The organism is Candidatus Methylomirabilota bacterium (genome assembly GCA_036005065.1).
GTDB lineage: Bacteria > Methylomirabilota > Methylomirabilia > Rokubacteriales > DASRDR01 > DASYQW01.
On record DASYQW010000032.1, the window covers coordinates 1 to 25480 of the forward strand.

General features: G+C 71.3%; 29 protein-coding genes. 7 read left to right on the forward strand and 22 right to left on the reverse strand.

Annotation, left to right across the window (positions count from 1 at the left end):
- Positions 1-164: 164 nt before the first annotated feature.
- Together VGW35_01940 and VGW35_01945 are read right to left on the reverse strand one after the other, a co-directional pair.
- Positions 165-1376 carry an IS256 family transposase gene (locus VGW35_01940; GenBank protein HEV8306402.1) on the reverse strand — a complete coding sequence of 404 codons (1212 nt, stop codon included), beginning with the start codon at positions 1374-1376 and terminating at the stop codon, positions 165-167.
- A 45-nt stretch (positions 1377-1421) separates the two neighbouring features.
- Positions 1422-2147: a hypothetical protein gene (locus VGW35_01945; protein ID HEV8306403.1), complete on the reverse strand. Its 726-nt coding sequence runs from the start codon at positions 2145-2147 to the stop codon at positions 1422-1424.
- Between the two features lie 965 nt (positions 2148-3112).
- Here VGW35_01945 and VGW35_01950 point away from each other — a divergent pair.
- The 4 genes from VGW35_01950 (at position 3113) to VGW35_01965 (ending at position 7042) form a co-directional block, all read left to right on the forward strand.
- Positions 3113-4630, forward strand: coding sequence for an ABC transporter substrate-binding protein (locus VGW35_01950; protein HEV8306404.1), 1518 nt, complete (start codon positions 3113-3115; stop codon positions 4628-4630).
- A 53-nt stretch (positions 4631-4683) separates the two neighbouring features.
- Positions 4684-5628: an ABC transporter permease gene (locus VGW35_01955; protein HEV8306405.1), complete on the forward strand. Its 945-nt coding sequence runs from the start codon at positions 4684-4686 to the stop codon at positions 5626-5628.
- A 1-nt stretch (position 5629) separates the two neighbouring features.
- Complete coding sequence (locus tag VGW35_01960; GenBank protein HEV8306406.1) at positions 5630-6466, forward strand: ABC transporter permease; 837 nt, start codon at positions 5630-5632, stop codon at positions 6464-6466.
- A gap of 177 nt (positions 6467-6643) precedes the next feature.
- The gene (locus VGW35_01965; protein ID HEV8306407.1) at positions 6644-7042 is read left to right on the forward strand and encodes a RidA family protein; all 399 of its coding nucleotides are present in this window, start codon (positions 6644-6646) and stop codon (positions 7040-7042) included.
- A 77-nt stretch (positions 7043-7119) separates the two neighbouring features.
- Here VGW35_01965 and VGW35_01970 read toward each other — a convergent pair whose 3' ends face one another.
- Genes VGW35_01970 through VGW35_01980 form a run of 3 tightly spaced genes read right to left on the reverse strand, consistent with a single transcriptional unit; the run spans position 7120 to position 10219 of the window.
- A complete protein-coding gene (locus VGW35_01970; protein HEV8306408.1) occupies positions 7120-8232 on the reverse strand; it encodes an FAD-dependent oxidoreductase in 1113 nt (370 codons plus the stop codon).
- A 48-nt stretch (positions 8233-8280) separates the two neighbouring features.
- A complete protein-coding gene (locus VGW35_01975; protein HEV8306409.1) occupies positions 8281-8805 on the reverse strand; it encodes an NUDIX hydrolase in 525 nt (174 codons plus the stop codon).
- A gap of 19 nt (positions 8806-8824) precedes the next feature.
- Positions 8825-10219 (reverse strand): aminotransferase class III-fold pyridoxal phosphate-dependent enzyme, encoded by a 1395-nt coding sequence (locus VGW35_01980; protein HEV8306410.1) that lies wholly within the window; start codon positions 10217-10219, stop codon positions 8825-8827.
- Between the two features lie 209 nt (positions 10220-10428).
- Between VGW35_01980 and VGW35_01985 the strand changes: the two genes are divergently transcribed.
- Complete coding sequence (locus tag VGW35_01985) at positions 10429-11403, forward strand: lysylphosphatidylglycerol synthase domain-containing protein (GenBank protein HEV8306411.1); 975 nt, start codon at positions 10429-10431, stop codon at positions 11401-11403.
- 254 nt (positions 11404-11657) lie between these two features.
- On the opposite strand, the gene VGW35_01990 is transcribed toward VGW35_01985, so the two are convergent.
- Together VGW35_01990 and VGW35_01995 are read right to left on the reverse strand one after the other, a co-directional pair.
- On the reverse strand, positions 11658-12377 hold the full coding sequence (locus VGW35_01990) for an SDR family oxidoreductase (protein ID HEV8306412.1): 720 nt from the start codon (positions 12375-12377) through the stop codon (positions 11658-11660).
- Between the two features lie 22 nt (positions 12378-12399).
- On the reverse strand, positions 12400-13008 hold the full coding sequence (locus tag VGW35_01995) for a response regulator (GenBank protein ID HEV8306413.1): 609 nt from the start codon (positions 13006-13008) through the stop codon (positions 12400-12402).
- Positions 13009-13138: 130 nt separating this feature from the next.
- On the opposite strand from VGW35_01995, the gene VGW35_02000 reads away from it, so the two are divergent.
- Complete coding sequence (locus tag VGW35_02000; GenBank protein HEV8306414.1) at positions 13139-13372, forward strand: hypothetical protein; 234 nt, start codon at positions 13139-13141, stop codon at positions 13370-13372.
- Positions 13373-13506: 134 nt separating this feature from the next.
- Here VGW35_02000 and VGW35_02005 read toward each other — a convergent pair whose 3' ends face one another.
- From VGW35_02005 to VGW35_02075, 15 genes are all read right to left on the reverse strand, one after another.
- Positions 13507-13725, reverse strand: coding sequence for a hypothetical protein (locus VGW35_02005; protein HEV8306415.1), 219 nt, complete (start codon positions 13723-13725; stop codon positions 13507-13509).
- A gap of 15 nt (positions 13726-13740) precedes the next feature.
- The gene (locus VGW35_02010) at positions 13741-14130 is read right to left on the reverse strand and encodes a hypothetical protein (GenBank protein HEV8306416.1); all 390 of its coding nucleotides are present in this window, start codon (positions 14128-14130) and stop codon (positions 13741-13743) included.
- Positions 14131-14275: 145 nt separating this feature from the next.
- The gene (locus VGW35_02015; protein HEV8306417.1) at positions 14276-15244 is read right to left on the reverse strand and encodes a methylated-DNA--[protein]-cysteine S-methyltransferase; all 969 of its coding nucleotides are present in this window, start codon (positions 15242-15244) and stop codon (positions 14276-14278) included.
- The gene (locus VGW35_02020) at positions 15241-15768 is read right to left on the reverse strand and encodes an RNA polymerase sigma factor (protein HEV8306418.1); all 528 of its coding nucleotides are present in this window, start codon (positions 15766-15768) and stop codon (positions 15241-15243) included. The genes VGW35_02015 and VGW35_02020 overlap by 4 nt, the downstream gene beginning before the upstream one ends.
- A 319-nt stretch (positions 15769-16087) precedes the next feature.
- Positions 16088-17095 (reverse strand): hypothetical protein, encoded by a 1008-nt coding sequence (locus tag VGW35_02025; GenBank protein HEV8306419.1) that lies wholly within the window; start codon positions 17093-17095, stop codon positions 16088-16090.
- 87 nt (positions 17096-17182) lie between these two features.
- On the reverse strand, positions 17183-19300 hold the full coding sequence (locus tag VGW35_02030; protein ID HEV8306420.1) for a molybdopterin oxidoreductase family protein: 2118 nt from the start codon (positions 19298-19300) through the stop codon (positions 17183-17185).
- 47 nt (positions 19301-19347) lie between these two features.
- Positions 19348-19632, reverse strand: coding sequence for a hypothetical protein (locus VGW35_02035; GenBank protein ID HEV8306421.1), 285 nt, complete (start codon positions 19630-19632; stop codon positions 19348-19350).
- Positions 19629-20402 carry a VOC family protein gene (locus VGW35_02040; protein HEV8306422.1) on the reverse strand — a complete coding sequence of 258 codons (774 nt, stop codon included), beginning with the start codon at positions 20400-20402 and terminating at the stop codon, positions 19629-19631. The genes VGW35_02035 and VGW35_02040 overlap by 4 nt, the downstream gene beginning before the upstream one ends.
- A gap of 6 nt (positions 20403-20408) precedes the next feature.
- Positions 20409-21419, reverse strand: coding sequence for an LLM class flavin-dependent oxidoreductase (locus VGW35_02045; protein HEV8306423.1), 1011 nt, complete (start codon positions 21417-21419; stop codon positions 20409-20411).
- A gap of 87 nt (positions 21420-21506) precedes the next feature.
- Entirely contained in the window at positions 21507-21929 is a 423-nt protein-coding gene (locus VGW35_02050) for a heme-binding protein (GenBank protein ID HEV8306424.1), read from the reverse strand.
- Positions 21926-22609 carry an iron-containing redox enzyme family protein gene (locus VGW35_02055; protein ID HEV8306425.1) on the reverse strand — a complete coding sequence of 228 codons (684 nt, stop codon included), beginning with the start codon at positions 22607-22609 and terminating at the stop codon, positions 21926-21928. Before VGW35_02055 ends, VGW35_02050 begins: the two co-directional genes overlap by 4 nt.
- A gap of 68 nt (positions 22610-22677) precedes the next feature.
- Positions 22678-23112 (reverse strand): luciferase family protein, encoded by a 435-nt coding sequence (locus tag VGW35_02060; GenBank protein HEV8306426.1) that lies wholly within the window; start codon positions 23110-23112, stop codon positions 22678-22680.
- A complete protein-coding gene (locus VGW35_02065) occupies positions 23109-23462 on the reverse strand; it encodes an antibiotic biosynthesis monooxygenase (GenBank protein ID HEV8306427.1) in 354 nt (117 codons plus the stop codon). The genes VGW35_02060 and VGW35_02065 overlap by 4 nt, the downstream gene beginning before the upstream one ends.
- An 11-nt stretch (positions 23463-23473) precedes the next feature.
- Entirely contained in the window at positions 23474-24472 is a 999-nt protein-coding gene (locus tag VGW35_02070) for a glycosyltransferase family 9 protein (protein ID HEV8306428.1), read from the reverse strand.
- The gene (locus VGW35_02075) at positions 24469-25179 is read right to left on the reverse strand and encodes a phosphatase PAP2 family protein (protein ID HEV8306429.1); all 711 of its coding nucleotides are present in this window, start codon (positions 25177-25179) and stop codon (positions 24469-24471) included. The genes VGW35_02070 and VGW35_02075 overlap by 4 nt, the downstream gene beginning before the upstream one ends.
- A 114-nt stretch (positions 25180-25293) precedes the next feature.
- On the opposite strand from VGW35_02075, the gene VGW35_02080 reads away from it, so the two are divergent.
- The coding region (locus VGW35_02080; protein ID HEV8306430.1) for an ABC transporter permease subunit at positions 25294-25480 on the forward strand (187 nt) is incomplete at its 3' end.

The following is a 25480-nucleotide window of genomic DNA, read 5'->3' on the forward strand; positions in this document are numbered from 1 at the left end:
GGTGGTGTCCCGCTTGATGTGGAAAATGCTGGGGCGCACCTTCCGGTGCGGGAGTGATGTCGCAGCATAGCGCGGGTCCGGATCGCGAGGAAGGGCCGATTCTGGGGGATACCCAGATATGGGTCGGCGCGTCGCGCGCGATCCTGGAGCCTGTGCGCGATGCGTCATGCCACCGACCGACGGTGTTCCCGCAGCAGCGCGGGGATCTGGCGCCAACCGTCGAGTCGGCGCAGCCGGATCTGCCCGCTCACGACCAGGCCAACGAGCAAGACGAGCGCCGCGTCCTCGGTGGGCAGCGCGCCCTGGGTCTTCACGCGCCGGCGGAACTCCTCGTTCAGCCGCTCGATCACGTTGGTCGTGCGCAGCGTCTTCCACTGGCGCTTCGGGAACTGATAGAAGGTGAGCAGCTCCTCGCCTCCCTCCTGGAGGCTGCGGACGACGCCCGGGCAGCGCGCCGTCCATTTCCGCTCGAAGGCGGTGTAGGCGGCGCGGGCCGCGGCAGCGCTCTCGGCGTACATGATCCGATGGAAGTCGGTCCGGAGCTCGGGGTGCGCGTGCTTGGGGGCCTTGCGCTCGAGGTTCCGGAGCTTGTGGACCCCGCAGCGTTGGACCAGGGTCCGGGGCCACACCAGGCCGACCGCCTTGCGCAGCCCCGGGTGCCCGTCGATCACGCTCCACACGGGCGCCGCCAGACCCCGGGCCACCAGGTCGTCGAGGCACCCTTTCCAGGCCGCGAAGGTCTCGCCGCCGGGGCAGAGCTCCAGGGTCAGCAGTTGCTTCTGGCCGTCGGTGAGGACCGCGACGACGCCGAGCACCGGGACGCTCACGACCTTCCCGGCACTCCGGACCCGCAGGGCCACGGCGTCGAGGTAGAGCCCGAGGACGTCGAGGTCGGCGAGGGCGCGGGTGCGCCAGGCGTCCACCTCCGCTTTCAGCGTGGCGACGACCCGCGAGACGGCGCTCTTGGACAGCGGGGCCGCCTTGAGCAGGGGCCGAAGGGCGCCGCGGAGGCGGCGGCTGTTGGCGCCGGCCAGGTAGGTGGCGAGAACGGTCTCGTTGACCTCCGGCAGCCGGCGCTCGTAGCGGGGCACCAGGCGCGAGGCCCATTCCTGGGCCCCCGTCGCCGTGAACAGGCTCGCCCGCGGCACTCGCAGCGCGAGCGGCCCGGTCGGCCCGGTCACGGTGCGGGGCTTCGTGCCATTGCGGTAGCCCCGCCGCTGGCCGCCGCGCTCGTACGGCCGCGCGCCGAGGGCGGCGGTCAGCTCCTCGTCCACCGCGACCTCGATCGTCCGGCGCACCGCCGCGTGGATCAGCTCGCCGAGCGAGCCCGCGTGGCCGTCATGCGGCCGCCCCCCGTTCCTGATAAGCTCGTCCATGGCGCATTCCTCCGGAGGCCGCCTTGGCGGGCGGCCGGCTTTGGGTTAGCCAACTCCCAACAGCCGGAAGAATGCGCCATTCCTTTTTCCACAGCAATCGGGCCACCGCCGAGTCCTGATCCGGAGGAGTTTATCCAGGTCTCTCGACCCGTTCGGGAGTACGGCGCCTACGGCCTGAACAAGTCCAGCCGCGTACCCCGGGGCCAGCAGGCGCCGATATCGGTGGAAAGTGATGCTTGAACCCGACGCTTTGAGTGCGCCCACCGCGGGGCGCACCTTCAGACGGGCCGTTCCCATGGCCGCCCTAAACGATTTCTTGTCTAGTCGCGTTGCGTACGCCAGCGCCAAGAGTTCCTTCAAATCCGCATCCTGCGTCGTGGCAGCCCAGGCGCGAAGCTGTTCACGGATGGCGAGGTCGTCTTCGATGAACGGAGAGGGGACAGGCGCGCCAGCCGCGAAGCTCAGTATGGCCTCCGATACAAGCACCATTGGCGGTTTGACGAAACGCTCGGTCAGATCATGGATCAGGTGAAGTTGATAGGGCGCTCTCGCCGGCGCCACGGCGAACGTCCCGATGGCCTCCTCGATGGTTACCAAGCTAGTCACTACAACAAGGCGACGCTTCTCTACGGCGCTTAGAACCGCTCGCGCTTCCGGCTGGCTGATTCCCTGTGTCTTCTGAAGGTGATCGAACGCAGATGTGTCGAAATAGCAGACGAGCGGTTCCCGTCTAGACTGAAGGAGCTTGGAGTGTTCTGCATGCGCGGCCATGCGGGATAAGTCTAGCAAGGGTCATCGCTGCAGAGGATTGGCCGTTTCGGGTTAGAATCCCCTCTTTAGTCAGGGCCCGGGGAAATCCCACGAAGCGAGAGGCCGACTGCAGCCAGATGATGGATCCGCCGGAGTGCTGTCGCCTCACGAGTGTTCGGCAGAGGTCGGCCCCCGGAGCCAAATCTGAGCCCGTAAGGCGCCCACCGGGAGATCCGCCGGCCCTTGGCCCGTAGCCGAGCCAGCGCGTCTCGGGTCTTCTCCGAGACCACCCGGCGGTAAAGTTGGCGGCCTCCAAGATCGGAGCCCTTTCGCTAGCTTCACGACCATGGTAAGAAGAGGCCGAGGGTTGGGGACCGGAATGTAGCCGTTCGAATCGGCAGGAGCTTGGTGCAAGGCAGCTCTGTTCCAGTGGCGAGACCTGACGAATGGTGCGTTGGAGCCCAGAGGGAATCGCCCCCTCTAAGCGTGTCCCCTGCCCTCTCCGGACTTCCCAGAACCTGCCCGCCATGTTCACAACCGACCGGTTACGAACAAGCTGAAACAGGCTAGAGGGCACGGAGGGTCGCCCGTTCTCGAGAACGCGCGATTCCTGAGAGAATGCGACGGCGGGACCGATCCGCGAGCACACCCGGTTTCGTCTGCCGTCCGTCCTCCTCCCCGGGATCGCCCCCCATTGTCGCTCTCTCCGCCATCTGGCTATCCGAAAGGCGCGCGCGGGTGGCCGAACGCTTCGGCCGCCAGCAGGCGGCGACCGTCGAGGCGCTCGGAGCGGACCGGATTCGGGCGCTGTCAAGCTTGATCCCGCGGACCGATCGCGGGTATTCGCCAGTCAGGGGAGCTCTCGGAGGATGAGAGTCCGCCCCCGCGCCCTTGATTCTCGCCGGGGCCGGGGGTAGGCTGAGCGGGGTTTTGTGCCCCGCCGTCCACGCCAACCGTGTCGCGCCGGTGCTCGAACGGAGGTCAGCATGAGAGTGGGGAGACTTGTCGGACTCGCCCTGGTCCTCGCCGCCGCGGTCGTCCTCCTGCCCGCCGGCGGACGCGCCCAGACCCGCGGCGGCGCGCTCGTCGTGGGCTTCCAGCGTGACGTGCTCAACATCGACCCCCACATGTGGACGGCGAACGCGACCCGGAAGGTCATGGTCAACGTCTACGAGGGGCTCACGGGCCGGGACGCCAAGCTCAACGTGACGCCGCAGCTCGCCGAGTCGTGGACCATCTCGCCCGACGGCAAGCGCTACACGTTCAAGCTGCGGAAGGGCGTGAAGTTCCACAACGGGCGGGAGATGGTCGGGGAGGACGTGAAGTACTCGTACGAGCGGATCCTCAATCCGAAGACCGGTTCCCAGGTCCGGCCCGACTTCGAGGTGATCGACCAGATCGGTGTGCCGGACAAGGCGACGGTCGTGATCGTGCTCAAGCGCCCGTACGCCCGCTTCCTCGGCATGCTGGACGGAGACTGGGCGGCCATCGTGCCGCGGGAGGAAGTCGAGAAGTATGGCGATCTCAACGCGCATCCGGTGGGCACCGGACCCTTCCGGTTCGCGAGCCGGGCGGCCAACCAGCATGTCACGCTCGAGCGGAACCCGGACTACTACGAACCGGGCAAGCCGTACCTCGACAAGGTCGTCTTCAAGATCATCCCCGACGAGTTCGCCCTCATGGCCGACCTGAAGGCCGGGAGCACCGACCTCGTCTTCACCGCGCCGACCCAGATGCTCGACGAGCTCAAGAAGACGCCCGGGGTGAGCTACTTGGAGGCGCCGTCGAGCATCGTCACCTTCATGTACCTGAACACCCAGCGCGAGCCGTTCAGCAAGCTGGCGGCCCGCCAGGCGCTCGCCGCCGCGATCGACAAGGCGACCATCGTCCGGGCCGCCTACCAGGCGATCGGCCAGCCCGTGGCCTCGCTGGTGCCGTCCACCTCGCCGGTGAAGGTCACGGTCGCCGACGCGCCGCACGGTCTGGACCGGGCCAGGGCGCTCCTCCGCGAGGCCGGCTACCCGAACGGCTACACCTTCACGCTGAACGTGCTCGGCTCGGCGGCCACGTCCAAGGCGATCGCCGAGACGATGCAGGCCCAGCTCAAGCAGGCCGGCATCACCATGAACATCGTCTACACCGAGCCGGGGATCTACGAGGAGCAGGTGGTGCGGAAGCACGACTTCCAGGCGGCGACGGACGGGACGTCCGAGCACCCGGACCCCGACGTGAAGCTCTACATCCGGCTCCACAGCAAGGGGGGCACGAACCTGGCCGGCTACGCGAACCCGCAGGTGGACGCCCTGCTCGACCAGGGCCGCCAGCAGATGGACCCTGCGCAGCGGGCGGCCACGTACTCGAAGGCGCTCGCCCAGATCGTCACCGACGTGCCGGTGGTCGCGTTCGCCGAGCTGAAATTCTACGTCTTTGTGCGCGATCGCGTGCAGGGGTTCGAGATCGATCCCCTCACGATGTTCTTCTTCAAGAACACCCGGGTCCGCTGAGGCCGGCCCGGGGAGCGCCACCGCCGGCGCTCCCCGGCGGCCACCCACTCCCCGTGGCCCGCTTCGTCGGCGCCCGGCTGGTCCAGCTGGCCTTCATCGTGGCCGCGGTGTCCGTGGTCGTTTTCGGCTTCCTCCGGCTCCTGCCCGGCGACCCGATCGCCATGATGCTGGGCGAGCGTCCCCACCCCCAGGTCGTCGCCGAGATCCGGAAGCTCTACCGCCTGGACCAGCCTTTCCATGTCCAGTACGCGCTGTGGCTCGCCCAGGTCGCTCGCGGGAACCTCGGGATCTCGTACATCACGCGTCGCCCCGTGGCCGCGCTGATCGGCGAGGCACTCGGCCCCACCGTCGGCCTCGCCCTCGCCGCGCTCGCGATCGGGGTCGTCGTCGGCGTGACGGCCGGGATCCTGGCCGCCCTCTACCGCAATACCGCCCGCGACGTGGCCGCCAGCGTCCTCGCCTTCGCCGGGATCTCGATCCCGAGCTTCTTCCTCGCGGTGCTCCTGATCTGGGTGTTCAGCCTGGCCCTCCGGTGGCTCCCGCCCACCGGCTACGTGAGCCCGACCGTCAGCATCGCCGGCTGGGCCCGACACATGGCGCTGCCGGCCGTGGCGCTCGGCCTGATCCTGGCCGCCAGCACCATGCGGCTCGTCCGCTCGGGCGTCCTGGAGGTGCTGGGGCGCGAGTACGTCCGGACGGCGCGGGCCAAGGGTCTCGCCGAGCGCGTGGTGGTCGGCCGCCACGTCCTGCGGAACGCGATGATCCCGGCGGTCACGGCGGTCGGTCTCCAGCTCGCCGACCTCCTGGGCGGCGCCGTGATCATCGAGTCGGTCTTCGCCATCCCCGGCCTCGGCCGCCTCACGCTCGACTCCATCTTCGCCCGCGACTACCCGGTCCTCCAGAGCGCGATCCTGATGCTGACCGGCGTGTTCATCCTGGCCAACCTGCTCGCCGACGTCACCTACGCGCTCATCGACCCGCGCATCCGGTACGACTGACGTGCGTGGCCTCGGGAGCTTCGTCCTCCGGAGCCCACTCGGGCGATTCGGACTCGGCGTGGCGACGCTCTTCCTGCTGAGCGCGGCGCTCGCCCCCTGGCTGGCGCCGTACGACCCGACAGTGCAGAGTCTCGGGGAGATGCTCAGGCCGCCCTCCCGCGCGCACTGGCTCGGCACCGACCAGTACGGACGTGACGTGCTGAGCCAGGTCGTCTACGGGGGCCGCGTGTCGCTCCAGATCGCGCTCGTCTCGGTGGCGGTCGCGGCCCTCTTCGGTCTTCCCCTCGGCGTCGTCGCCGGCTACTACGGCGGGCGGATCGACGCGGTCATCATGCGGGTCATGGACGTCGTGTTCGCGTTCCCGAGCCTGCTTCTCGCGATCGCGCTGCTGGCGTTCGTCGGCCCCAGCACGGTCAACGTCATGATCGCGATCGGCCTGGTGTACGTCGCGACGATCGCGCGCATCACGCGCGCGAGCGTGCTGACGGTGTGGAGCGAGGAATACGTGACGGCGGCCCGCGGGCTCGGGAAGGGCGACGTCGGGATCATGGCGCGCCACGTCCTCCCGAACGCCCTGGCGGCGCCGCTCGTCCAGCTCACGCTGGGCCTGGCCCGGGCGACGCTCTACGAGGCCTCGCTCAGCTTCATCGGGCTCGGGACCCCCCCTCCGACCCCGAGCTGGGGACGGATGCTGGCGGACACGAAGAGCCTCGTCCAGCTCGCTCCGTGGGCCTCGATGGCGCCGGGGGTGGCCATCATGCTGGTGATCCTCTCGTTCAACTTTCTGGGCGACGTGCTGCGGGACGCGCTCGATCCGCGGCTCCGGGGACTCAACTGAGCGCGGTCTGGCTCAGAATCGACGGCGGGACCACCGCCACGCGCCGCTTCTCGCCCCTTACCCACGCCGCGAAAGCGCACAGACGGCCCGCGCGCGCTTCTGGCGGGGCGCCGAGGGTCCGTCCCGCGGTTGACGAGCCCGCCTCGCCGGCTCAGGATGGCGGTTCGGGAGGTGCCCATGCCTACCATGCCCGTCTTTCACCTGTTCGCCACCGCGCCCAAGCCCGTGGCGCCCTACAGCCATGCCGTCGAGGCCGACGGCTGGGTCTTCCTGACCGGGCAGATTCCCAACGACGCGGAGGCCCCGGCCGCGCCGCTCCCCGGCGGGATCGAGGCCCAGACCCGCCGCACCCTCGACAACCTGGTCCGAGTGTTGGCCGGGCTCGATCTCGGGCTCGAGCACGTGGTCGCCGCCCGCGTCTTCCTGACCCACTTCGACGAGGACTACCAGCGCATGAACCGGGTCTACGAGAGCTACTTCTCGGCCGGCCGCCTGCCCGCCCGGACCTGCATCGGCGTCACCGCGCTGGCCCTCGGCGCCCGCATCGAGATCGATTTCATCGCCCGCCGCCCCTGAGGCCTCCCGTGCGGACGACCGCGCGCGCCGTCGTGATCGGGAGCGATGCACCACGCGCTCGGTGGTCGGCACCGAGGTTACTCCGACACACTCCCGGCTACGGCAGGAGCTAGGCGGGCCGGGTCGAAGGGCCGGAGGTCGACCGAGGCGGTCGCTCCCTCGCTGATCAGCTCGGCCAGGGCCAGGCCGGTGGCGGGCGCGTTGAGGATCCCCCAGGGGCCATGGCCGGTGGCCACATAGGCGCCGACCGCGCCGGGGACGCGGCCGATCAACGGTAAGCCATCGTCGCTGACGGGCCGGTAGCAGGCCTGCCGACGCACGACGTGGGCCGCCGCCAGGGCGGTGGACAGGCGGCCAGCGGCGCCCGCGAGGATGGCGCAGGAGACCTCGCTCACCTCGACGCCCTCGGGCGAATCCGGCACGGGGGTGGGGTCAGCCAAACCGCAGACGTAGACCTCACCATCGGTCCGGGGGAAGATCTCCGGCTCCAGACGACGGCCGTCGGCCAAGCGGTAGTCGACGAAGAGCGCATGCGCCGGCACGTCGGCCCCGGCGAGGGTCACGCTGTGGCCCTTGAGGCCGCCGATCCTGGGCAGTCGGAGCCCTCCGGCCGCCCGCGCCGTCCACGGGCCCATGGCCAGAACCACGGCGTCGGCCTCGAGGATCTGGCCGTCTACCCGGACGCCGCTGGCCCCTCCCTCTCGCTGGATCACGCCTTCCACGACGCCGACGTCCAGCCTGGCCCCGCGGGCCTGCGCCGCGTCGACCAGGGCCGTGGTGAACCGCTCCGGGTGAACCTGGGCCGTCGTCTCCGGGGAGCCGAGGACTGCCGTGACGAGGCCGGCGCCGTCGAGCCAGCCCGGCGAGTCAACCCGGTGCCCGCCGGCCGGCATCCCGCGCTCCCGGGCGGCCAGCATGAAGGTATCCATGCGCCGGTAGCCGTAGTCGGCCCCCAGCCGGACGGCCAGCTCGGCGTGCAGCGCGAAGCTGGCCCGGGCCAGGAGGCCGAGAGGGGAGCCATCGCACCAGTCGAGGGCCAGGAATCCCCCGGACTTGCCCGAGGCCGCGCAGGCCACCCCCGTGCGCTCCACGATGGTGACGCCGACCCCGCGACAGGCCAGGAAATAGGCCACCGAGGCGCCGATGACGCCGGCGCCGCAGACCACGACGTGCCGGGGCGCGGTCTTCACGGGGCTGGGGGATGGAAGGGGCGAATGGTCGCTCGTCCCGCGCGGCATTTACTCCGGCGCGCGACAGCGGAGGCTCAGGAGCGCGGCGACCGTGCCGGCATCCATGATCTCGCCGGCGTCGATCATCCGGTAAGCCTCGGTCAGTGGCACCACGAACACCTCGATCGCCTCGTCGGGCTCGGGGCGGCGCGCCACCGGCCGGAGGTCCCGCGCGACGAAGAGGAACAGCCGGTCGTCGGTGAGGCCGGGATCGACCAGGATCTCACCCAGCCGCTCGAGTCGGCCCGCCTCATAGCCGGCCTCCTCGACGAGCTCGCGCCGGGCGCAGGCCTCCGGCGACTCACCGGGGTTCGTCGTCCCCGCCGGGACCTCACAGAGCTCGGCGCCGACGATCGGCCGGAACTGGCGGAGCAGGACGACGCGGCCGTCGGGCAGCAGCGGAACCACGGTCGCGCCGGCCGGACAGCGGACGGCGTCGAGGGAGACCTCCCGGCCATCGGGGAGCCGGTGGCGCTCCCGGCGCACGCGGACGACGTCGCCCCGGTACTCGGGAGGGTCGGTCTGGGAGATCACCCTCAGGCGACGGCCCGCTTCATGGCGTCGACTGCGTCGCCTCGGCCACCGCCCGGTCGGCGTGCCCGAGGGCCCGGTCGATGATCTCCAGGCCCTGCCCCAGCTCCTCGTCGGAGATCACCAGCGGGGGCGCCAGCATGATCATGTTCCAGCGGGAGTACGTGTAGAGGCCTTCCGCCAGGCACTGGCGGAGGACCGCCGCCACCGCGGGGTGCTTCTTCTCGTAGTTGGCCACCGTCCACGGCACCAGCGGGGCCCGGGTGGCCCGGTCCGTCACCAGCTCGATGCAGGCGAAGAGCCCCACCCCCCGCACGTCGCCGATCGCGGGATGGCGCAGCTTCATCGCCGTGAGCTCCCGCATGAGCGTCTTGCCCAGCTCCCGCGAGTTCTCGATCCACCCCTCCTCGGCGTAGGCGCGCACCGCGGCGACCCCGGCCGCGCAGGCGAGCGGGTGGCCGGAGTAGGTCATCCCGGTGTAGAGGATGCGCTCCCGGAAATGCTCGGCGACCTGGCGCGAGACGACCACCGCGCCGAGCGGCACCGCCCCGCCCGTGATCCCCTTGGCCAGGGTCATGATGTCCGGACTGATTCCCCAGTGCTCGGCACAGAACCACTCGCCGGTCCGGCCGAAGCCGGTCATCACCTCGTCGAGGATCAAGAGGATCCCGTACTCGTCGCAGAGCCGGCGGACGATGGGCATGTACTCGGGCGGCGGGACGATGCGGCAGTTCGAGCCCGTGATCGGTTCCAGCATGATCGCGGCGATCGTGTCGGGTCCCTCGAACTCGATGAGGTTCCGGAGGTACGGCTCCGCGCAGTGGAGGTGGCACGCGGGATAGGTGAGGCCGAACGGACAGCGGTAGCAGAACGGATCCATCGCCCGGATGGTCCCGGGCACACCCGGCTCGAGCGGGAGCCGGCGCGGGTCGCCGCCCGCGCTCCGCGCCCCCATGGTGGCGCCGTGATAGGAGTTCCAGCGGGTAATCACTTTCTGGCGGCCGGTGACCAGGCGCGCCATCTGGAGCGCGGCCTCGTTGGACTCGGCCCCGCCGGTCGTGAAGAAGACCTTGCCGTCGCGGAGCCCGCCCGGCACCACCTCCAGGAGCCGGCGGGCGAGCTCGCCCCGCCTGTCGTTGGCGAAGGTCGGGGTGACGTAGGCGAGGCGCGCGGCCTGCTCCCGGATCGCCTCGACGATCCGGGGATGGGCATGGCCCAGGTTCGCGTTGACGAGTTGCGAGGCGAAGTCGAGGTACCGCTTGCCGGTCTCGTCCCAGAACCAGACGCCGCGGGCGCCGGCCACGATGAACGGCTTGGCGTCGGCCTGAGCCATCCAGCCGTGCAGCAGCGCCTCGCGGTGGTCCCGGCGGATGCGATCGGCCTCCTCGGGCGGCAGCGAGCCAGCGTCGTCGGTCATGCCGGCCTCCCGGTTGTTCGGCGCGGTTCCCGGCGGTCCGGAGCCACGATAGAATACCCGCGACGTCTCGTCCAATTCGTTCGCTTCATGAGCCGCATGACCTGGGCTTCGGAGAAGATCTTACACCACGCCGATCGCCCTCACGCTCCCGTTCTCCGCGCCTGCCTCGCCCTGGCGCGCACGAGGCGCGGGCGTGGTCCTCGCCCGCCGTGAGGCTCGTCCGCGTCCTGGCCGCGCTGGCCGGCCTGGCCGGCATCGCCTGGCTCGTGTGGGAGATCGGGCCGGAATCCCTCTTGGCCCAGCTCCGCGAGCTGTCCTGGCGCCTTCCCGTGCTCTTCCTTCCCTACAGCCTCGTCGCGGTCCTCGACGCCGCCGGCTGGCGCTACGCCTTCCCGGGGCAGCTCCCCGGCTTGCCGGTGCTGGTCGCGGCGCGTCTGGCCGGAGAGGCGGTGAACGTGACGACGCCGACGGCCACCCTCGGCGGCGAGCCCCTCAAGGCGTGGCTCCTGACGCGGGCGCGCGTCCCGTTCGAAGAGGGACTCGTGTCCATCGTCGTGGCCAAGACGGCGCTCGTCGTCTCGCACCTCGGCTTCCTCGTGCTGGCCGTCGCCCTGGCCATCTGGCAGACCCGCCCGGCCCCGGCGCTCCTCACGCTCATGGTGACGCTGACCGTCCTGGGCATCCTGGCGGTGGGCGGATTCGTGTGGGCCCAGCTGCACGGCCTGTTCGGCGCCTCGAGCCGCGCCCTCGCCTGGCTCGGGGTGGGCGATGGCGTCGGCGGCCACCTGCTCCGCCTGGACGATCACCTGGTGGCCTACTACCGCGGCCAGCGGGATCGCCTCGCGCTCTCGCTCTTCTTCCACTTCTCGGGATGGGTGGCGGGGAGCGTCGAGGTGTGGCTCGCGCTCCTCCTCCTCGGCTCGCCGGTCGACTTCGCGACCGCGATCGTCATCGAGGGCTTCGCCAGCGCGATTCGCTCCGCGACCTTCCTGATTCCCGCCTCGCTCGGAATCCAGGAGGGGGGCTTCGTGGGGATCTTCCTGGGGTTCGGGCTGAGCGCCGGAGCCGGCCTGGCGTTCGGGCTGGTCCGGCGCCTGCGGGAGCTCCTGTGGGCCGTCGCGGGCTACACCATCCTGGTGGCCTGGCGCGGTCCCCGGGGCTCGGTCACCGGCCCCGGCCTCTAGGTCATTTCGGGGGGGTCTCGGAAGATCCTCGATGCCCCCCCGTCGAGGCGGCGGCGAAGCCGCCGCTCGGAGCACTCCTCGATGACCGCCGCGCTCGGTGGCCGGCGCCGAGTTACTCCGCACGCTCCTAGGACGGCCCTCCGGGCAAAGCGGGCCGGTCGCTATTCAGCGACCGGATCGGGCCTGGCTCCCCCCAGAGCATCCAAGGCATTGCGCGCTCGCCCCGCGTTCCCCTGAACACGAGAAGGTCAGCCTCACCTGGCCACCTCCACGCGCCAGCGCGAGGCATGCAGCGTGCGCCCCGTGACCTTCCTCGAGGCGTCGGAGGCCAGATAGACGAATACCCCGGTGACCCGCTCGGGCTTGACGCCCTGGAACCGGGACATCCGGGTCGCCACCAGTCCGGGATCGACCGCGTTCACCCGGACGCCGAGTCGCCGGGTCTCCTCGGCCAGGACCCGGGTGAGCCCTTCCAGCCCGAACTTGCTCGCCGTGTAGGCCGCGTAGTTCGCATAGGCGACCGAGCCGCAGACCGAGCTCACGTTGATGACGGAGCCCTCCCGGCGCGCCAGAAAGTGGGGGAGGAGCGCCCGAACCAGGAGGAAGGGGCCCCGGAGGTTGACGGCAAGCGTTCGGTCCCAGTCGCCGAGGTCGATGGTCCACGTCGGGACCTCGGGGTGCGAGACGCCGGCGTTGTTGACCAAGACATCGATGCGGCCGAACGTCTTGAGCGCCGAACGGACGAGGCGCTCCACGTCCCTCGGCTCGGCCATGTCCGCGGAGACGCCGTGGACGGTCGCCCCCAGAGCCCGCGCCTCGTTGGCGACCGCCAGGAGCTCCGTGTCCGTGCGGCTGGCCAGGATGAGGTCCGCGCCCTCGCGCGCATAGGCCATCGCCACCGCGGCGCCGATCCCGCGCCCGCCCCCGGTGACCAGGGCGATCTTGCCGGCCAGCGCCCCCCCGCGCTCCGCCACGGTCAGCCCTCGGGGAGCCGGATCATCGGCGCGCGCCGGCCCTCAGGAGCGCGAGGACCCGGGCCCGCAGCTCGGCGAGGGAAAACGGCTTCTCCAGGAAGTCGTCGGCGCCGCGCCCCAGGATCTTCTCGCGCGCGTCGTCCTCGGGGTAGGCGGTGATCGCCAGGATCCGGATCGAGCCGGTCTCGGGATGCGCCCGGAGGCGCCGGCAGACCTCGAACCCGTCGACGCGCGGGATGTGGAGGTCCAGCACGAGGACATCGGGGCGAAGGAGCCCGATCTCGACGAGCGCCTCGTACCCGTCGGTCGCGACCCGGATCGTCGCGTCCGAAACGGCGGCCGACAGGCTTTCCCGGATGACCCCCAGGAGCTCCTCGTGGTCGTCCACGAGCAGGATGCGGGGCCGAGCGCGGGACCCCGTCCGAGCCGCGAGCGTCAGCCGAGCCTTCAGCGCTTGCACGTCGGTCTCGGCGATCCGGTGGTGCCCGCCCGGCGTCCGGAGAGCCGGTAGGTGGCAGTCGCGGATCCAGGCCTTGACCGCGTTGACCGTGACTCCGAGCCGGGCGGCGGATTGCCGCGTGGTGAGGAATTTCGGCTGGGCCAGTCCATCGGCGCGGGTTCGGGCGGCCATGGCGAAATGTGACACTTATGACACTTTTGACGATTTTCTGCAATCGGAAATCGAGTCGGATCGGGGCATAATGGGGACGAGCGCTCAGTTCGGCGGCGCCCGGGCGGCTGGCCCCGACGAGGTAACAGGCATGGCTCGAGCGGCTCTGGTGATATCGCTCATCGCGCTGGTCATCGCCATCCTGGCCTACCAGGAGGCCGGCGGAACCCGCGCGCTGCAGGAGAGGATGCAGTCCCTTCAGGGAGCGCTCGACGCCGCCAAGCGGGAAACGGCCGACGCGCTCGCCCGGATGGAACGGGCGCTTCGGCCTTCCGACGGCACGGAGTCGCCCAAGGACAAGCCGAAGGCGGAGAAGAAGCAGTGAGCCTGCGGATGGGCCCGCGCCGGGATCGGACCCGCGCCCGGCCGGGAGGTCGCTGAAACGCCGAGAGGGGCCTGTACGGCCTGCCCCTCCTGGGGGAGGTCTCGGAGGGGGCCGTTGAGGCCCCCTCCGAAGTTCTAGGCGCGAAACCCGATCTCCCGCCGTCCGTCGAGGTGCTGGATTCCGCTCCGGCGAAACTCGGCCCGCACCGCCAGGCCGTCCGGACCCCGCATCGCCTTCTGGACGAGAGTTTCCGGGGAGAGGCCGGGGCTCGCGTCCTCGAGACGGTGCGAGAACTCGAACAGACCGACGACGAAGCCCAGCACGGTCCCCATCACTGCCAGCTCGGTCAGCATGCGCTCCTCCTTCGCTCACGCGGCTCGGGTGCGTCGCCCGACGAGCGCCGCGTTGAGCAGCGGGCGGCTCGGCTCTTCCTGAGGCGTCAGCACGAGCTCGAAGCGGCGGACCCTCGGCCAGTCGGGAGAGGCCAGCACGCGATGGGCGATCGACAGGATCCGGCCCACCGTGGCCGGCCGCGCCAGCGGCACGGCGATCGCCACGCGCCAGGGTCCCCAGAGGGGCGCCCGCACGGTCGGCGCCACGATGGCGCCCAGCTCGCCGCCGATGGCGTCGCTCAGCGCGATCTGGCAGGCGACGGCCGCCTCGCGCCGGCGCTGCAACCGGTCCGCGAAGAGCATCAGCGCCGCGACGACCGCGATCGGCAGAAGGGTCAGGCCGGGGACGACGACTGCTGTCACCATGTGAGCCTCCTTTGCCCGTATGACACCACGGCGAGGCTCGCGTGAAAGAGGCGTGAGGCGACCGTTCGTGAACACGCGGCGAGGGGGCAGGCAAGCTCCGGCGCAGGCTCCGAGTGGGGCCCGGCGAAGGGAGGGGGACGGATGCCTAACGCGCGAGGAGCGGGTGGAGGTCGGGCCGGCAGCTCATGCAGGGCGCGAGCCCGACCGCTTCGGCGCGCTCCCGCGAGGCAAAGAGCAAGCCGCCCCGCGGGAAGGGATCGATCGACGCGCACGTCGGCAGGCAGTACTCGGTCTCGCCCGGCGCGCGAACGTACATGGCGTCACGCCGCACCTGGGCGTCGCGTCGCGCCCGGAGGGTGGGCACGCCCTCGACGCTCAAGAGCTTCTCCTTGTACGTCGTGGCGCCTCCGGCGTATCCGGTCAAGGCGCCCGAGACGCCGATCACACGGTGGCACGGGATCACGATCGGCAATGGATTCCAGCGGAGAGCCTGGGCCGCGGCCCGAACCGCGTCCGGCCGCCCCACCTCCCGGGCCAGGCCCGAGTACGAGATGACCGCGCCGTACGGGATCGCCGCCGTGGCCTGAAGCACCGCCCGGTGGAAGTCGCTGCGCACCAGGCGGAGGTCGAGCGGCCACCGGAGCTCTTGCCGCCGGCCCTCCAGGTACTCGGTCAGCTCGCGATAGAACGCCTCCACCTCGTCGCCATCCTCCAGCGTCTCGACGCCGCCCACACGCGCGAGCCGCGAGGACCGGAGACTCGCGCCTCGACCGAGGTACTCGACCAGGAGGACGCCTTGCTCCGACTGGGCGATGAGGAGCGGGCCGAACGGCGAGGAGAAGATCCGGTAGCCCACCAGCCGGCTCCGGAGGTCGGCCAGCCGCGACTCGAGCCGCTCGCGCGCCGACGCCGCGTGGGGCGCCGCCAGCAGATGGCTTCGCATCGCGGTCACCTCGCCCTCGATCAGCCGGTAGCGCGCGAAGTCGTCGCGGCAGGACTCGCACCGGCCGACGTGCTCCTGCACGCGCCTGGTCGTGGCCGACCCGGCCTCGCCGGTCGCCGCCGCCACCAGGTCGGGCTCGATCACTTCACAGGGAGACGACCTGGGGCTCACTCTACACGCTCCTTCGCGAGCAGCTCCTGCCCATCCAGCGCCAGGCGGATCTTCCGGAGCGCCTGGAAGACGTGGGCTCGGGCGCTCTCCGCCGAGCAGCTCAGGCTGCGACCGATCGTCTCGTAATCGAGGCCGTGGATCTTCCGCTGGAGGAAGGCTAGCCGCTGCTTGACCGGCAGGCGACCGACGATCGCCTCGACGGCAGTCCCCACCTCGCGACCGACCGCCACCCCGTCCGGCCCCGTCCAGTCGCTCTCGGTCAGGGTGACGCTCATCGCCTGGTACGCCGTGCGCCGCCGCTTCTGCGCCCGGAAATGATTCCGGGACAGATTCGTCGCGATGGTGTACAGCCACGCCCGCGCGTTGGCGTCCTTCGGCAGAGAACGGAAGGCCCGGTAGGCCCGCATGAAGGTCTCCTGCGAGAGGTCGTCGGCATCGCTCGCGCGCCTGGTCGCGCGCAAGAGATACCGATAGATCTCGCCGTGATAAGACGCCACCATCCCCTCGAAGGCCGAGTCGTCCACCACCTTATGAGACCCCGAACCCTCCCGGTTGTGAAAGCCCGCGCGGCTCCCGATGGTCCCCGTCAACAAATCCGGGGGTTTGGGCCGCTCCCGCCTCGGCGGGCGCGGCTCCCGGGTGTCGCACCTACCTATGAGACACCATCGAGGGGCTGGCGTGAAAGAGGAAACGGACCGGGCCGGCCGCGCGGCCCAGAACGTGTCGGAACAACCGGGCAGCTCGCGCCGAGCGCGCGATGCGTCGAGCAGCGCTTCGAGCAGCGGCTGTGCCGCCGCAAACCGAGGGGGGCCTCGGGGGATCTTCCGAGACCCCCCCGAAGAATCAGGGGGCGCGATCGAGGCGGCGCGCGGACACCGGGGGCCGGCCGGCCGCGACCGCCAGGATGTAGTCGACGAACCGGGCGGTAGGGTCGAAGCCGAGGAGCGCCGGGGCGTCGGCCACGAAGTTCGACGTGGCATTGACGTCGTAGAAGTACACCTGAGCATCGGCGCGGTTGACGAGGTACTCCACGCCTCCCACGTCGATGTGGGCCTCGCGTGTCAGGCGGAGCACGGCGTCGACGACGAAGGGTCCCGGCTCGTCGCGTTCGACGCGGAGGTCAAGACGCGGCGCCTCGGCCGGGCACAAGCCGGGCCCGCCGCCCGGGCGGGCTTCCTCGGGCGAGCGGCAGATGTCGGCCGGGCAGAGGTTGAAGCCCGCGGCCAGGTCGCGGTAGATCTTGATCGCGTAGAGGTACTCGCCCCCGAGCACCTCGACGCGGACGATGCCGCCGTCAGCGGGCTCGAGGAACTCCTGGACGAGCGCCACCTGGTCGGGCCCGAAGCCGAGCCGGCCGGCCCGGACCGCGTCCTCGAGCGCTTCCTGGGAGTCCACCCGCACGATCCCGGCCCCGCTGCCCCCGATGTTCGGCTTCACCACCACCGGAAAGCGGAAGTCCTCGGCCAGCTTCGGGAGCTGGGCCGGATCGTTGGTGACCGCCGTCCGCGGATAGCGGAGGCCGAGCCGCTCGAAGAGGAGCGTCTGATAGGCCTTCGAAGTCTCCGCGCGGTACGCGGCCGCCGGGTTGATCACGGGGATCCCGAGCTCCTCCGCGTAGGCCAGCACGGCGTGAGCGTAGAAGAGGCCGGCGCCGTGGCCCCGGGTGTGCGAGGACGGGCTCACGCGGTTGACCAGGACCGAGTAGCGGCGCGCGCGCTCCGCGGGATGGAAGCCGTGGGCGCTCACGTCGATCTTCTCGTGCGGGATCCCGCGGCCGGTCAGCTCGGCGATGAGCCGGGTCGACCATGTCGGGTGCTCGTCCAGGATGCCGACCGGACGCTCGGGTATCATCCCGATAGACTCCTTTCTCGACCGAGTGTGGGGTATATTGCCTGCCAGTCGGGCGGCTGTCAAGGGCATTCTCGGGCGGTCGGGCGATCAGGGACGCGGGTCGGGGAGACCCGCGGGCATGCCGGCGCGGATGGGGAACCGCGCCTCCGACGGCCCGGCGCGGTCCACTTCGACCATCGTCGAGTGGAAGGCCGGGCCGCCGCCGAGGTCGGCGGCCTTGTCCGAGGTGAGGACGTTCACCCCGAAGCCGCCCGGCATGAACTTGTGCCACCAGATACCCTCGATCACCACCTGCCCCGGGGGCGTGTCGTCGGTCAGCACGGCGGTGAAGAGCGCACGGCCCCGGTCGTTCCGGACGGCGACCAGGTCGCCCGGGCTGATCTCCCGGGCCGCGGCATCCGCGGGATGCACGAAGACGGCGGCCCCGCCCTGCCGCGCGCGCAGGAGCGCGGACTGGCCGAACGACGAGTTGAGGAAGAAGCGGTTCGGGGGGACGTGACAGCGGAGCGGGTAACGGGGACCGATCTCCGGGTGCTCGGGACCCTCGGCCAGGGGAACGTAGGTGGGCAGCGGCGGCAGCCCCGCGCGCGCCAGCGACTCGGCGTAGAACTCCACCTTGCCCGAGGGCGTCGGGGCGCCGTCGGCGAACGGCATGAACGGCCGAGGGACGCTCAGCCGAACCGAGTGCTCGGCGCGCAACCGCTCGTGACTGATCCCGGCCGCGGCCGGGCCGCTCGCCGCGAGGTACTCGCGGACGAGGTCGGCCTCGGGCCTCGCGTAATGCCCGGCGTCGCGGAGCCCGAGGGCCCGGGCCAGGCGCCCGAAGACCTCCCAGTTCGACTTGGCCTCGCCGCGAGGCGCGATCACCGGCTCGGCCAGCTGGAGGTACAGGTGGCCGAACGAGCGGTAGAGGTCCGTGTGCTCCATGCTGGTGGTGGCGGGCAGGAGGATGTCCGCGTAGTCGGCGGTGTCGGTGTGCATCTGCTCGTGGACCACCGTGAAGAGGTCGTCGCGGGCAAGGCCCCGGAGCACGAGGCCGGCGTTCGGGCAGACGGCGGCGGGGTTCGAGTTGTAGACGCAGAGGGCCATCACCGGCGGCCTGAGGTCGGGATCCGTCAGGAGGCGGCCCAGGTGGATCATGTTGAGCGTGCGCGGGGGCGGATCGGGGAGGAGGTCGCGCCGCTCGAGCACGGCGTCCCCGGGGCCGAAGGCACCCGAGCTGGCGAGCAGGGCTCCACCCGCGGGATGAGCGTAGGCTCCGGTGAGCGCGGGCAGGCAGGCGATGGCCCGGCACGTCATGCCGCCGTTCTCGTGGCGCGAGATCCCGATGCCCACCCGGATGAAGGCGGCCTTGGTCCGCCCGTAGCGGCGGGCGAAGGCCACGATCCGCTCGGCCGGGAGTCCCGTGATCTCGGCGACCCGCGCGGGCGGGTAAGCCTGGACGTGGGTCCGCAGCGCCTCGAAGCCGGTCGTGGCCCGCGCGATGTAGGCGTGGTCCAGGAGGTCCTCGTTCACCAGGACGTGCATGACGGAGAGCGCCAGCGCGCCATCGGTGCCGGAGCGGATCATGAGATGCTCGTCCGCCTGCCTGGCGGTCCGGGTCCGGTAGGGGTCGATGCAGACGATGTGGGCGCCACGGGCCCGGGCCTGCTTGACGAGCGTCATCACGTTGATGTGCGTGTAGGCCGCGTTGATCCCCCACAGGACCACGAGGTCGGCGTCGACCATCTGCTCGGCGTCGTTCCCGGCCACGATCCCGACCGTCGCCTTCCACCCGGCATAGGCCGTCGCCACGCAGATCGTGCGGTCGAGCTGGCTCGCCCCCAGGGCGTGGAAGAGCGGATGGCCGGCGCAGTACTGGATCCGGCCGAGCGTCCCGGCATAGGAGAACGGGAGGATCGCCTCGGGACCCCACTGGGCGAGGATGCGGGTCCATCGGTGGGCGATCTCCTCGATCGCGTCCTCCCAGGAGATCCGCTCGAACTCGCCCGCGCCCTTCTCCCCGACCCGCCGCATCGGATAGAGGACGCGGAGCGGCGAGTAGATCCGCTCGGTGTAATCGTGGACCTTGCCGCAGATCACCCCCTGGGTGAAGGGGTGGGCGGGATCGCCGACCACGTCGAGGATGCGCCCGTCCTCGACGGAGACCGAGAGGCTGCAGGCGGACGGACAGTCGTGGGGGCAGACCGAGAGATGGGTCTCCATGACCTCGCTCAACCCTACCACGCCCGGCGAGGCGACGGGAGCCGCTGTCACCCCTTCAGGTTGAAGAGCGTGGCGGCGTTGGCGCCGAGGAGCTTCCGCTTGAGGTCCGGCGAGAGGGAGGCATACATGAGCCGGCCCTCGCCGATGATCCCGGCGACGATCGGCACCATCGCTTCCTCGGGCTCGAAGGTGTAGAAGCACCGGTCGGAGGCGAGGTGCTCGGCCGGATCGCGCGTTCCCGCCGGAAGCTGGTCGGGGAAGAGCTCGTAGTGCTCGTGGAGGCGCTCGGCCAGGTAGGATCGCGCACTCCTTTCCGGTGTCGCGGGACTCACGGGACGAGGACCAGCCGGGCCCCCAGGGCCTGCTGCTCGTCGAGAGGGCCCACCGGCCCGGCCGTGGTCTTGAGCGTCGCCGCCCAGGGCGAGGGTCCCCGGGTCCGCAGCCAGTCTTCCAGCGGCCCCCGCGAGCCGGTCGGAGCCACGAACTCGAAGCGATGGGGACCGATCGAGAGGCCGACCCCGGCGGCGTCGAGGTCGCCACGTCGGACGACCTCCCCCGGGGTCCCGAGGACCGCTGCATACCACGACCGCACGGTCGCGACGTCCTCGACCGCCACCGTCACCGTGGCGATGCCGGTGACGTGGTTCCGATGGCGCGTCTCCCGCGGGACCCGCTCGTCGCGGGGCGTCTCGTCCTGGATCAGGAACGGCGCCACCCCGCGATGACGGCTGCGCGGAATCGACAGGACCCAGTGGAGCGTGTATCCGTCCGGCCGTACCCGACTCAGCGGGCGCGGATCCTGGATGTCCACGCCGGCCCGCCGGAAGGCCGCCGTGTCCGCCGCCAGGTCGTCGGTAGCCAGGCAGAAGTCGACCAGCCCCCCGCCTTGCTGGAGCGGCGCCCACCAGCGGTGCTCGGGGCTCGGCTCGTAGAAGGCGATCAGCTCGAGGTACGCGCCGTCGGCGAAGGCGATGAGGGCGTTGTGGGTGCCGATCGGATGCCGGCCGCCCGGGATCACCGTGAAGCCGAGACCGGCGTAGCTCGCGCTCGCGGTCTGGAGGTCGGGGACCGCGACGACGAGGTGGTCGATCCCGGTCAGCATCGGGCGTCAGCCGCCCGGCGCCGCCAGGGCCGGCGCCACCTCGTCGAGAAAGCGCGTGAGCTGTCCCCGCTGGTCCCACGAGCTGAGGCGGAGCGTGATGTGCTGGAGCCCGGCCTCCGCGTAGGCGCGGAGCGCCGCGATGCACTGTCGCGGGCTTCCGGCGGCGGTCCAGGCCTCCACGAAGGCCGGGGAGAACTTCGTGGAATAGTAGGCGTCGAGAAAGACCCGGCTCTCTTCGAGCGCGGCCTGGCGGTCGTCGTTGATGTTGAGGTTGTGGTAGAGGGCGCTGCCGAGCCGCGCCGGGTCCCGGCCCTCTTCGCGGGCGAGCGCCCTGATGCGCGCCCATTGCGTCCGGAACTCCGCCGGGCTGACCTTGTTGGTCATCCACCCGTCGGCCAGGCGAGCCACGCGGCGATAGTTCCGGTCGACCGCGGCCTCGGAGGCACTGCCGCCCCCTTTCCAGGTGAGCCCCGTGGGATTGCTCGCGATCCAGATGGGGCACGGCCGCTGGACGGGCGGCGGCTCGATGGTCACGCCCTCGAACCGGTAGAAGCGTCCCTGGTGGGAGACACCCGTCTGCCCGAACAGCTCCCGCAGGATCACGATGCCTTCCTCCAGGCGCCCCACCCGCTCGGCCGACCGGACTCCCATGACCGCGTGCTCGAGGGCCTGGGCGGGACTCTGCACGTCGGGGCCGCCGAGGCACACGACGAGCCAGGCCCGTCCGTTCGAGATGGCATCGAGGCTCGCCCACTGATGGGCGAAGAGGACGGGGTGGCGGTGCACGAACGTCGCCAGGCACCCGACGCCCAGGCGGACCCGCCGGGTGGCGCCGGCCAGCGCGCTCAGCAGGGTCATGGACTCGAGCCGGGGCTTGGCCAGGAGGCTGTCGCCGACCCACACCGCGTCGAAGGCACCGGAGGCCTCGGCCTCGACGGCGAGGTCGATGAGGTCGCCCGGCTTGACGATGCCCAGGACCGCGCCCCGGTTGGCCAGGGTGAGCCCGTATGACGCCATGGCTATCGGAGATCTGCCCCGGTCATCTGGGCGTCCCTCGACGCATCGCCCGCGCGGGGCGAGCTGCCGGGTTACTTCGACACACCCCTAGTGACTCCGCGGAACGGCCGGATGGCCGGCGGCGGCGTCCGCGATGAGGTGATCGTTCTCGGCCGGAACCGCCCCGCTGACGCCCACGGCCCCGACGATCCGGCCGTCCTCCACCAGCGGCACGCCGCCTTTACCGAACACGAAGTCGTAGGCCCCGAGCGTCGCCACGTTGCCCGCGAAGAGCAGGCGGCGGGTGAAGCGCTCCTCCAGGTCTTGCGTCGGGGCCCGGAAGGCGGCGGTGGCATTGGCCTTGGCGCGGGCGATTTCCGGCGCGATCCAGATGGCGTCGTCCATGCGCTGGCAGGCCAGCAGGTGCCCGCCCGCGTCGACCACGGCGATCGCCACCTCGAAGCCCAGCGCGCGGGCCTTGGCGATGCCGGCCTCGATGCACTCGTTGGCCTGCCGAAGGGTCAGGCTCATGCTTCCTTCAGGACATAGGCGCGATGAAGTCCCGTCATATACTGCCAGCGCATCTCGGTGGCCTCGCGGACCGCCTCCGCCGCGCGCGCCTGTAGGTCCGGCGTGGTGGCGTACTTCTCCACGATCTCGTAGCCCCGCTCCCCGTGGACCTCGTCGGCCTCGATATGGATGGCGAAGAACTCGACCTCGCGGTCGGTGAACCCGTAGTGGGTCTTGAGCGGCGGCAGGCTCCGCTTGTAGATCCCGGGCACCTGGGATTCGAGCCCGACCAGGAGGCCGGCTGCCGCCTCGGGGAACGGCCGGTGGGCCATCTCGTAGCACCAGGCCGTCAGGGCCCGCGTGGTGGGCAGCTGAATCGTGCCCTCGACCGTCGCCCGGCTCACGCCACAGGCTTCCGCGAAGCGGACGAGCAGATCGATGTGCTTGGTCCCCGCCGCCTCCTCCTCGATGATGTTCCCGAGGAGGAAGTCGCGGGCGTCCGCGTACGGGCACTCGGCGTACACGGCCGCGCACCAGCGCGGGAACTGCGAGACGTACTGGTAATGCTGGGCAGCCCACCCCCCGAGCTGGGGTCGCGTCAGCGCGCCCTTGACCCACTCCTCCGTGAAGGGGTTGAGACGGCTGTGTCGGGCATTGACGGCGGCTTCCAACGCTTTGCGAAACGCGCTCGGCTCGGCCATGGATGGATCCTCACTCGACGGCGACAGGCTGATTGCACCTCGCGGGACGGCCCGGGAGCAGGCCGATCTTAGTCCCTCGCCGACGGAGGGGTCAAGGGCGGGGCACGCCGCACGTACTCGTAGCCGTGCCGCAGCCACTTCAACGCGCGCGAGAGCTCGCCCGGGTCGGCGACGTCGCACTCGATCCAGCCCCGCGCGGCGAAGCGGCGGTGTGGCCGCACGCCGGTCCCGGCCAGGGCCCGGACCTGATCGCTCCGGGAGAGGCGCACCCAGAGGTCGTGGTCCTTCACCCGGACCGGGTAGCAGCCGAAGAGGTGCTCTCCCACGAAGTAGCCCCAGCGGCCGAACATGGGCGTGATCCGCACGCCCTCCCAGGCCCCCACGACCTGGTTGAGGGCGGCGCCGACGCCCTCCCCGCCCCGCCGGAGCGCCCGGCGGTCTCGGCGGGGACGCCCGGTGCCGCGCGGGAGGGCGAGTCCCCGCCTCCGTCGCGGCTCGGTCACCGTCCGGGGCCGCCGTCGGTCGGATAGATCTGGCGGTAAGCGAACCGCGCCCGCTCCCCGGCTCCGCCGAAGCGCGCCTCGTAGTCGCGCGTCATCGCGCGCAGCGTGTCGGAGGCCAGGAACGACCGCAACGATTCCTCCGAGTCGAACTCGTAACAGACCATGTACTGCCACGGCTCGGTGCCCGCGTGGGGAGTGTCGAGCGGGATCGTCCGGTAGCGCCGCATCGCCGTGCAGCCGGGCACCCGGGCCGCCTCGGCGGCCCGCACCGTGTCGTACCACTCGTTGAACGCGGTCTCGAGCTCGGGGGTGATGGTCGCCTTGACGACGAAGAGCGCCGGACCGGCCAATGCGCGGGCCTTCAGCGCATCGCGGCGGGCGCCGCGGCGATCAGCTCCAGAAGCGTGTCACCCACGCGCTCGACGTCGACCCCCGCCCACGGGTCCGCCGCCTCGACGCCCGCCCCCGCCAGCGCGACCACGTGGGGGCACTCGCCGGGCGGCCCGCCGGGCGCCCACCGGCGAGGATCGGTCGGGCCGAACAGGACGAGCGTGGGGCAGCCGACTGCCGCCGCCAGGTGGCTCAGACCGGAGTCGTTTCCGACGAAGCCACGGGCGACCTCGCAGAGCGCGGCGAGCCGCGTCAGCGGCCAGTCGCGCGCGACCCGAACCTCGGGCACGCCGCCTCCACCGACCAGACGCGCCGCCACCGCGGTATCCGCGGGACCGGTCACCAGGACCGCCGGCACGCCGGCCGTCTGGAGGCGACGGGCCAGCACGCCGTACCCGGGCCACGCTTTCGCCGGGTGGCCCGCACCGGGATGGAGCACCACCACCCGGTCCCGGGCCAGGCCACGCGCGGCGAGCCAGGCCGCCGCCCACGCACGGTCGGTGGGCTCGACCCGCAGCCGGACGGGCGGGAGGTGCGCCGGCACCGGACCCCACGGCGCGAGTGTCTCGAGCAGATGGCGGCTCGCATGCCGCGGCGTGCTCGGAGACGGCGTGGCGCGTCCGATGACCAGGGGCCGATGGAGCCTCGTCTCGAGGCTCAGGAGGTGCCCACGGTAGGTCGGATCCGCCGCGCCGAACCACGAGACGATCGCGTCGTAGCCGGCCAGATCCTCGAGGAGCGCGTGATCGGGCTCCGCGACGAACAGGCGGTGGAGCCCGAGGCGGTCGAAGTCGACCGTCTCTTCGACGTATCCGGAGCCCTCGAGCAGCCCGGCGAATCGCGGCGCCGTGGCCAGGACACGCATGAGGCCTTCCTCGAGCGTCCCCAGGTGAGCCAGCGCCGGGAGAGCCAGCAGGACGTCGCCGAGCGCGCCCGGGTGGATGACGAGGCAGCGCGGGCGCCGCGTCACGGGGACGAGCGGCTGCTGGCCGCGGGGTAGCGTGCGGACGGAGGAGCCAGGAGCGCGAGCCGATCGAGGAGCCGCACGCCGAGCTGACCACTCCACCAGCCGAGGATCGATCCGCCCAGCACGTCCGACACGAAGTGGGCGTTGAGGAGGACGCGGGAGACGCCGACCCCGCCGGCGATGGCCAGCCAGATTCGGCGGCGCGCCGGCACCGCCTCCGCGAGCGCCGCCGCCACCGCGAAGGCCGTGGTGGCGTGCCCCGACGGGAAGCTCTGGTAGCGCGCGTCCCACAGGCATGGGGAGTGGAAGAACCCGCCCCACGCCGACCCGGCGGGCCGCGAAGCGGGCGCCCCCACCGTGTCCACGCCCCACCCGTCCACGAGCCGTGGTCGCGCCCGACAGGTGACCCGCTTCACCACGTGACCGGCCAGGTTGCCGAGCCCGATCCCCACGATCCCGCCGAGGCTGGCCCGGATCAGCGGGAGGTCCGCCGTCCGGTAGCCCACCAGCGCGAGCGCTCCGAGGAGCCCGGTGGCCATCCAGCCCGTCCCGAGCAGCGTGAAGCCGTTCGACACGAGCCGCAGCTCGTGCGAGATGACGTAGCGGAAGGTGAAATCGTGGATCGCCACGTCGAGCGGCAGGGCCATGACCAGCGCCAGGAGAGTCACGGCCAGGCCACGCGCGCGCCCGGCCCGGCTGAGCCACCGCATGGCCCTCACTAGCACCCGCGCCGCCGTCGTGTCAAGCGCTCGACCCCGCTGTCTGTCGACCCCGCTGTCGAATCCAGGGTGTAATGGCACTCGTCTAGGGAATCCGCTTGCGCGATCGCGTGCGCGCGAGGCGGCTACAGCCTCGAGCCTGCTCTTGAGCGGTCCGTGGTGATCGAGACCGTGTACTCGCTGCCGGGGATCGGTCGGCTTCTGGCGGCGGCCGTCCTCCGCCGTGACTACCCCATGATCCAGGGCGGCCTCCTGGTGACGGCGGCCGGCTTCGTGCTGCTGAACCTGCTGA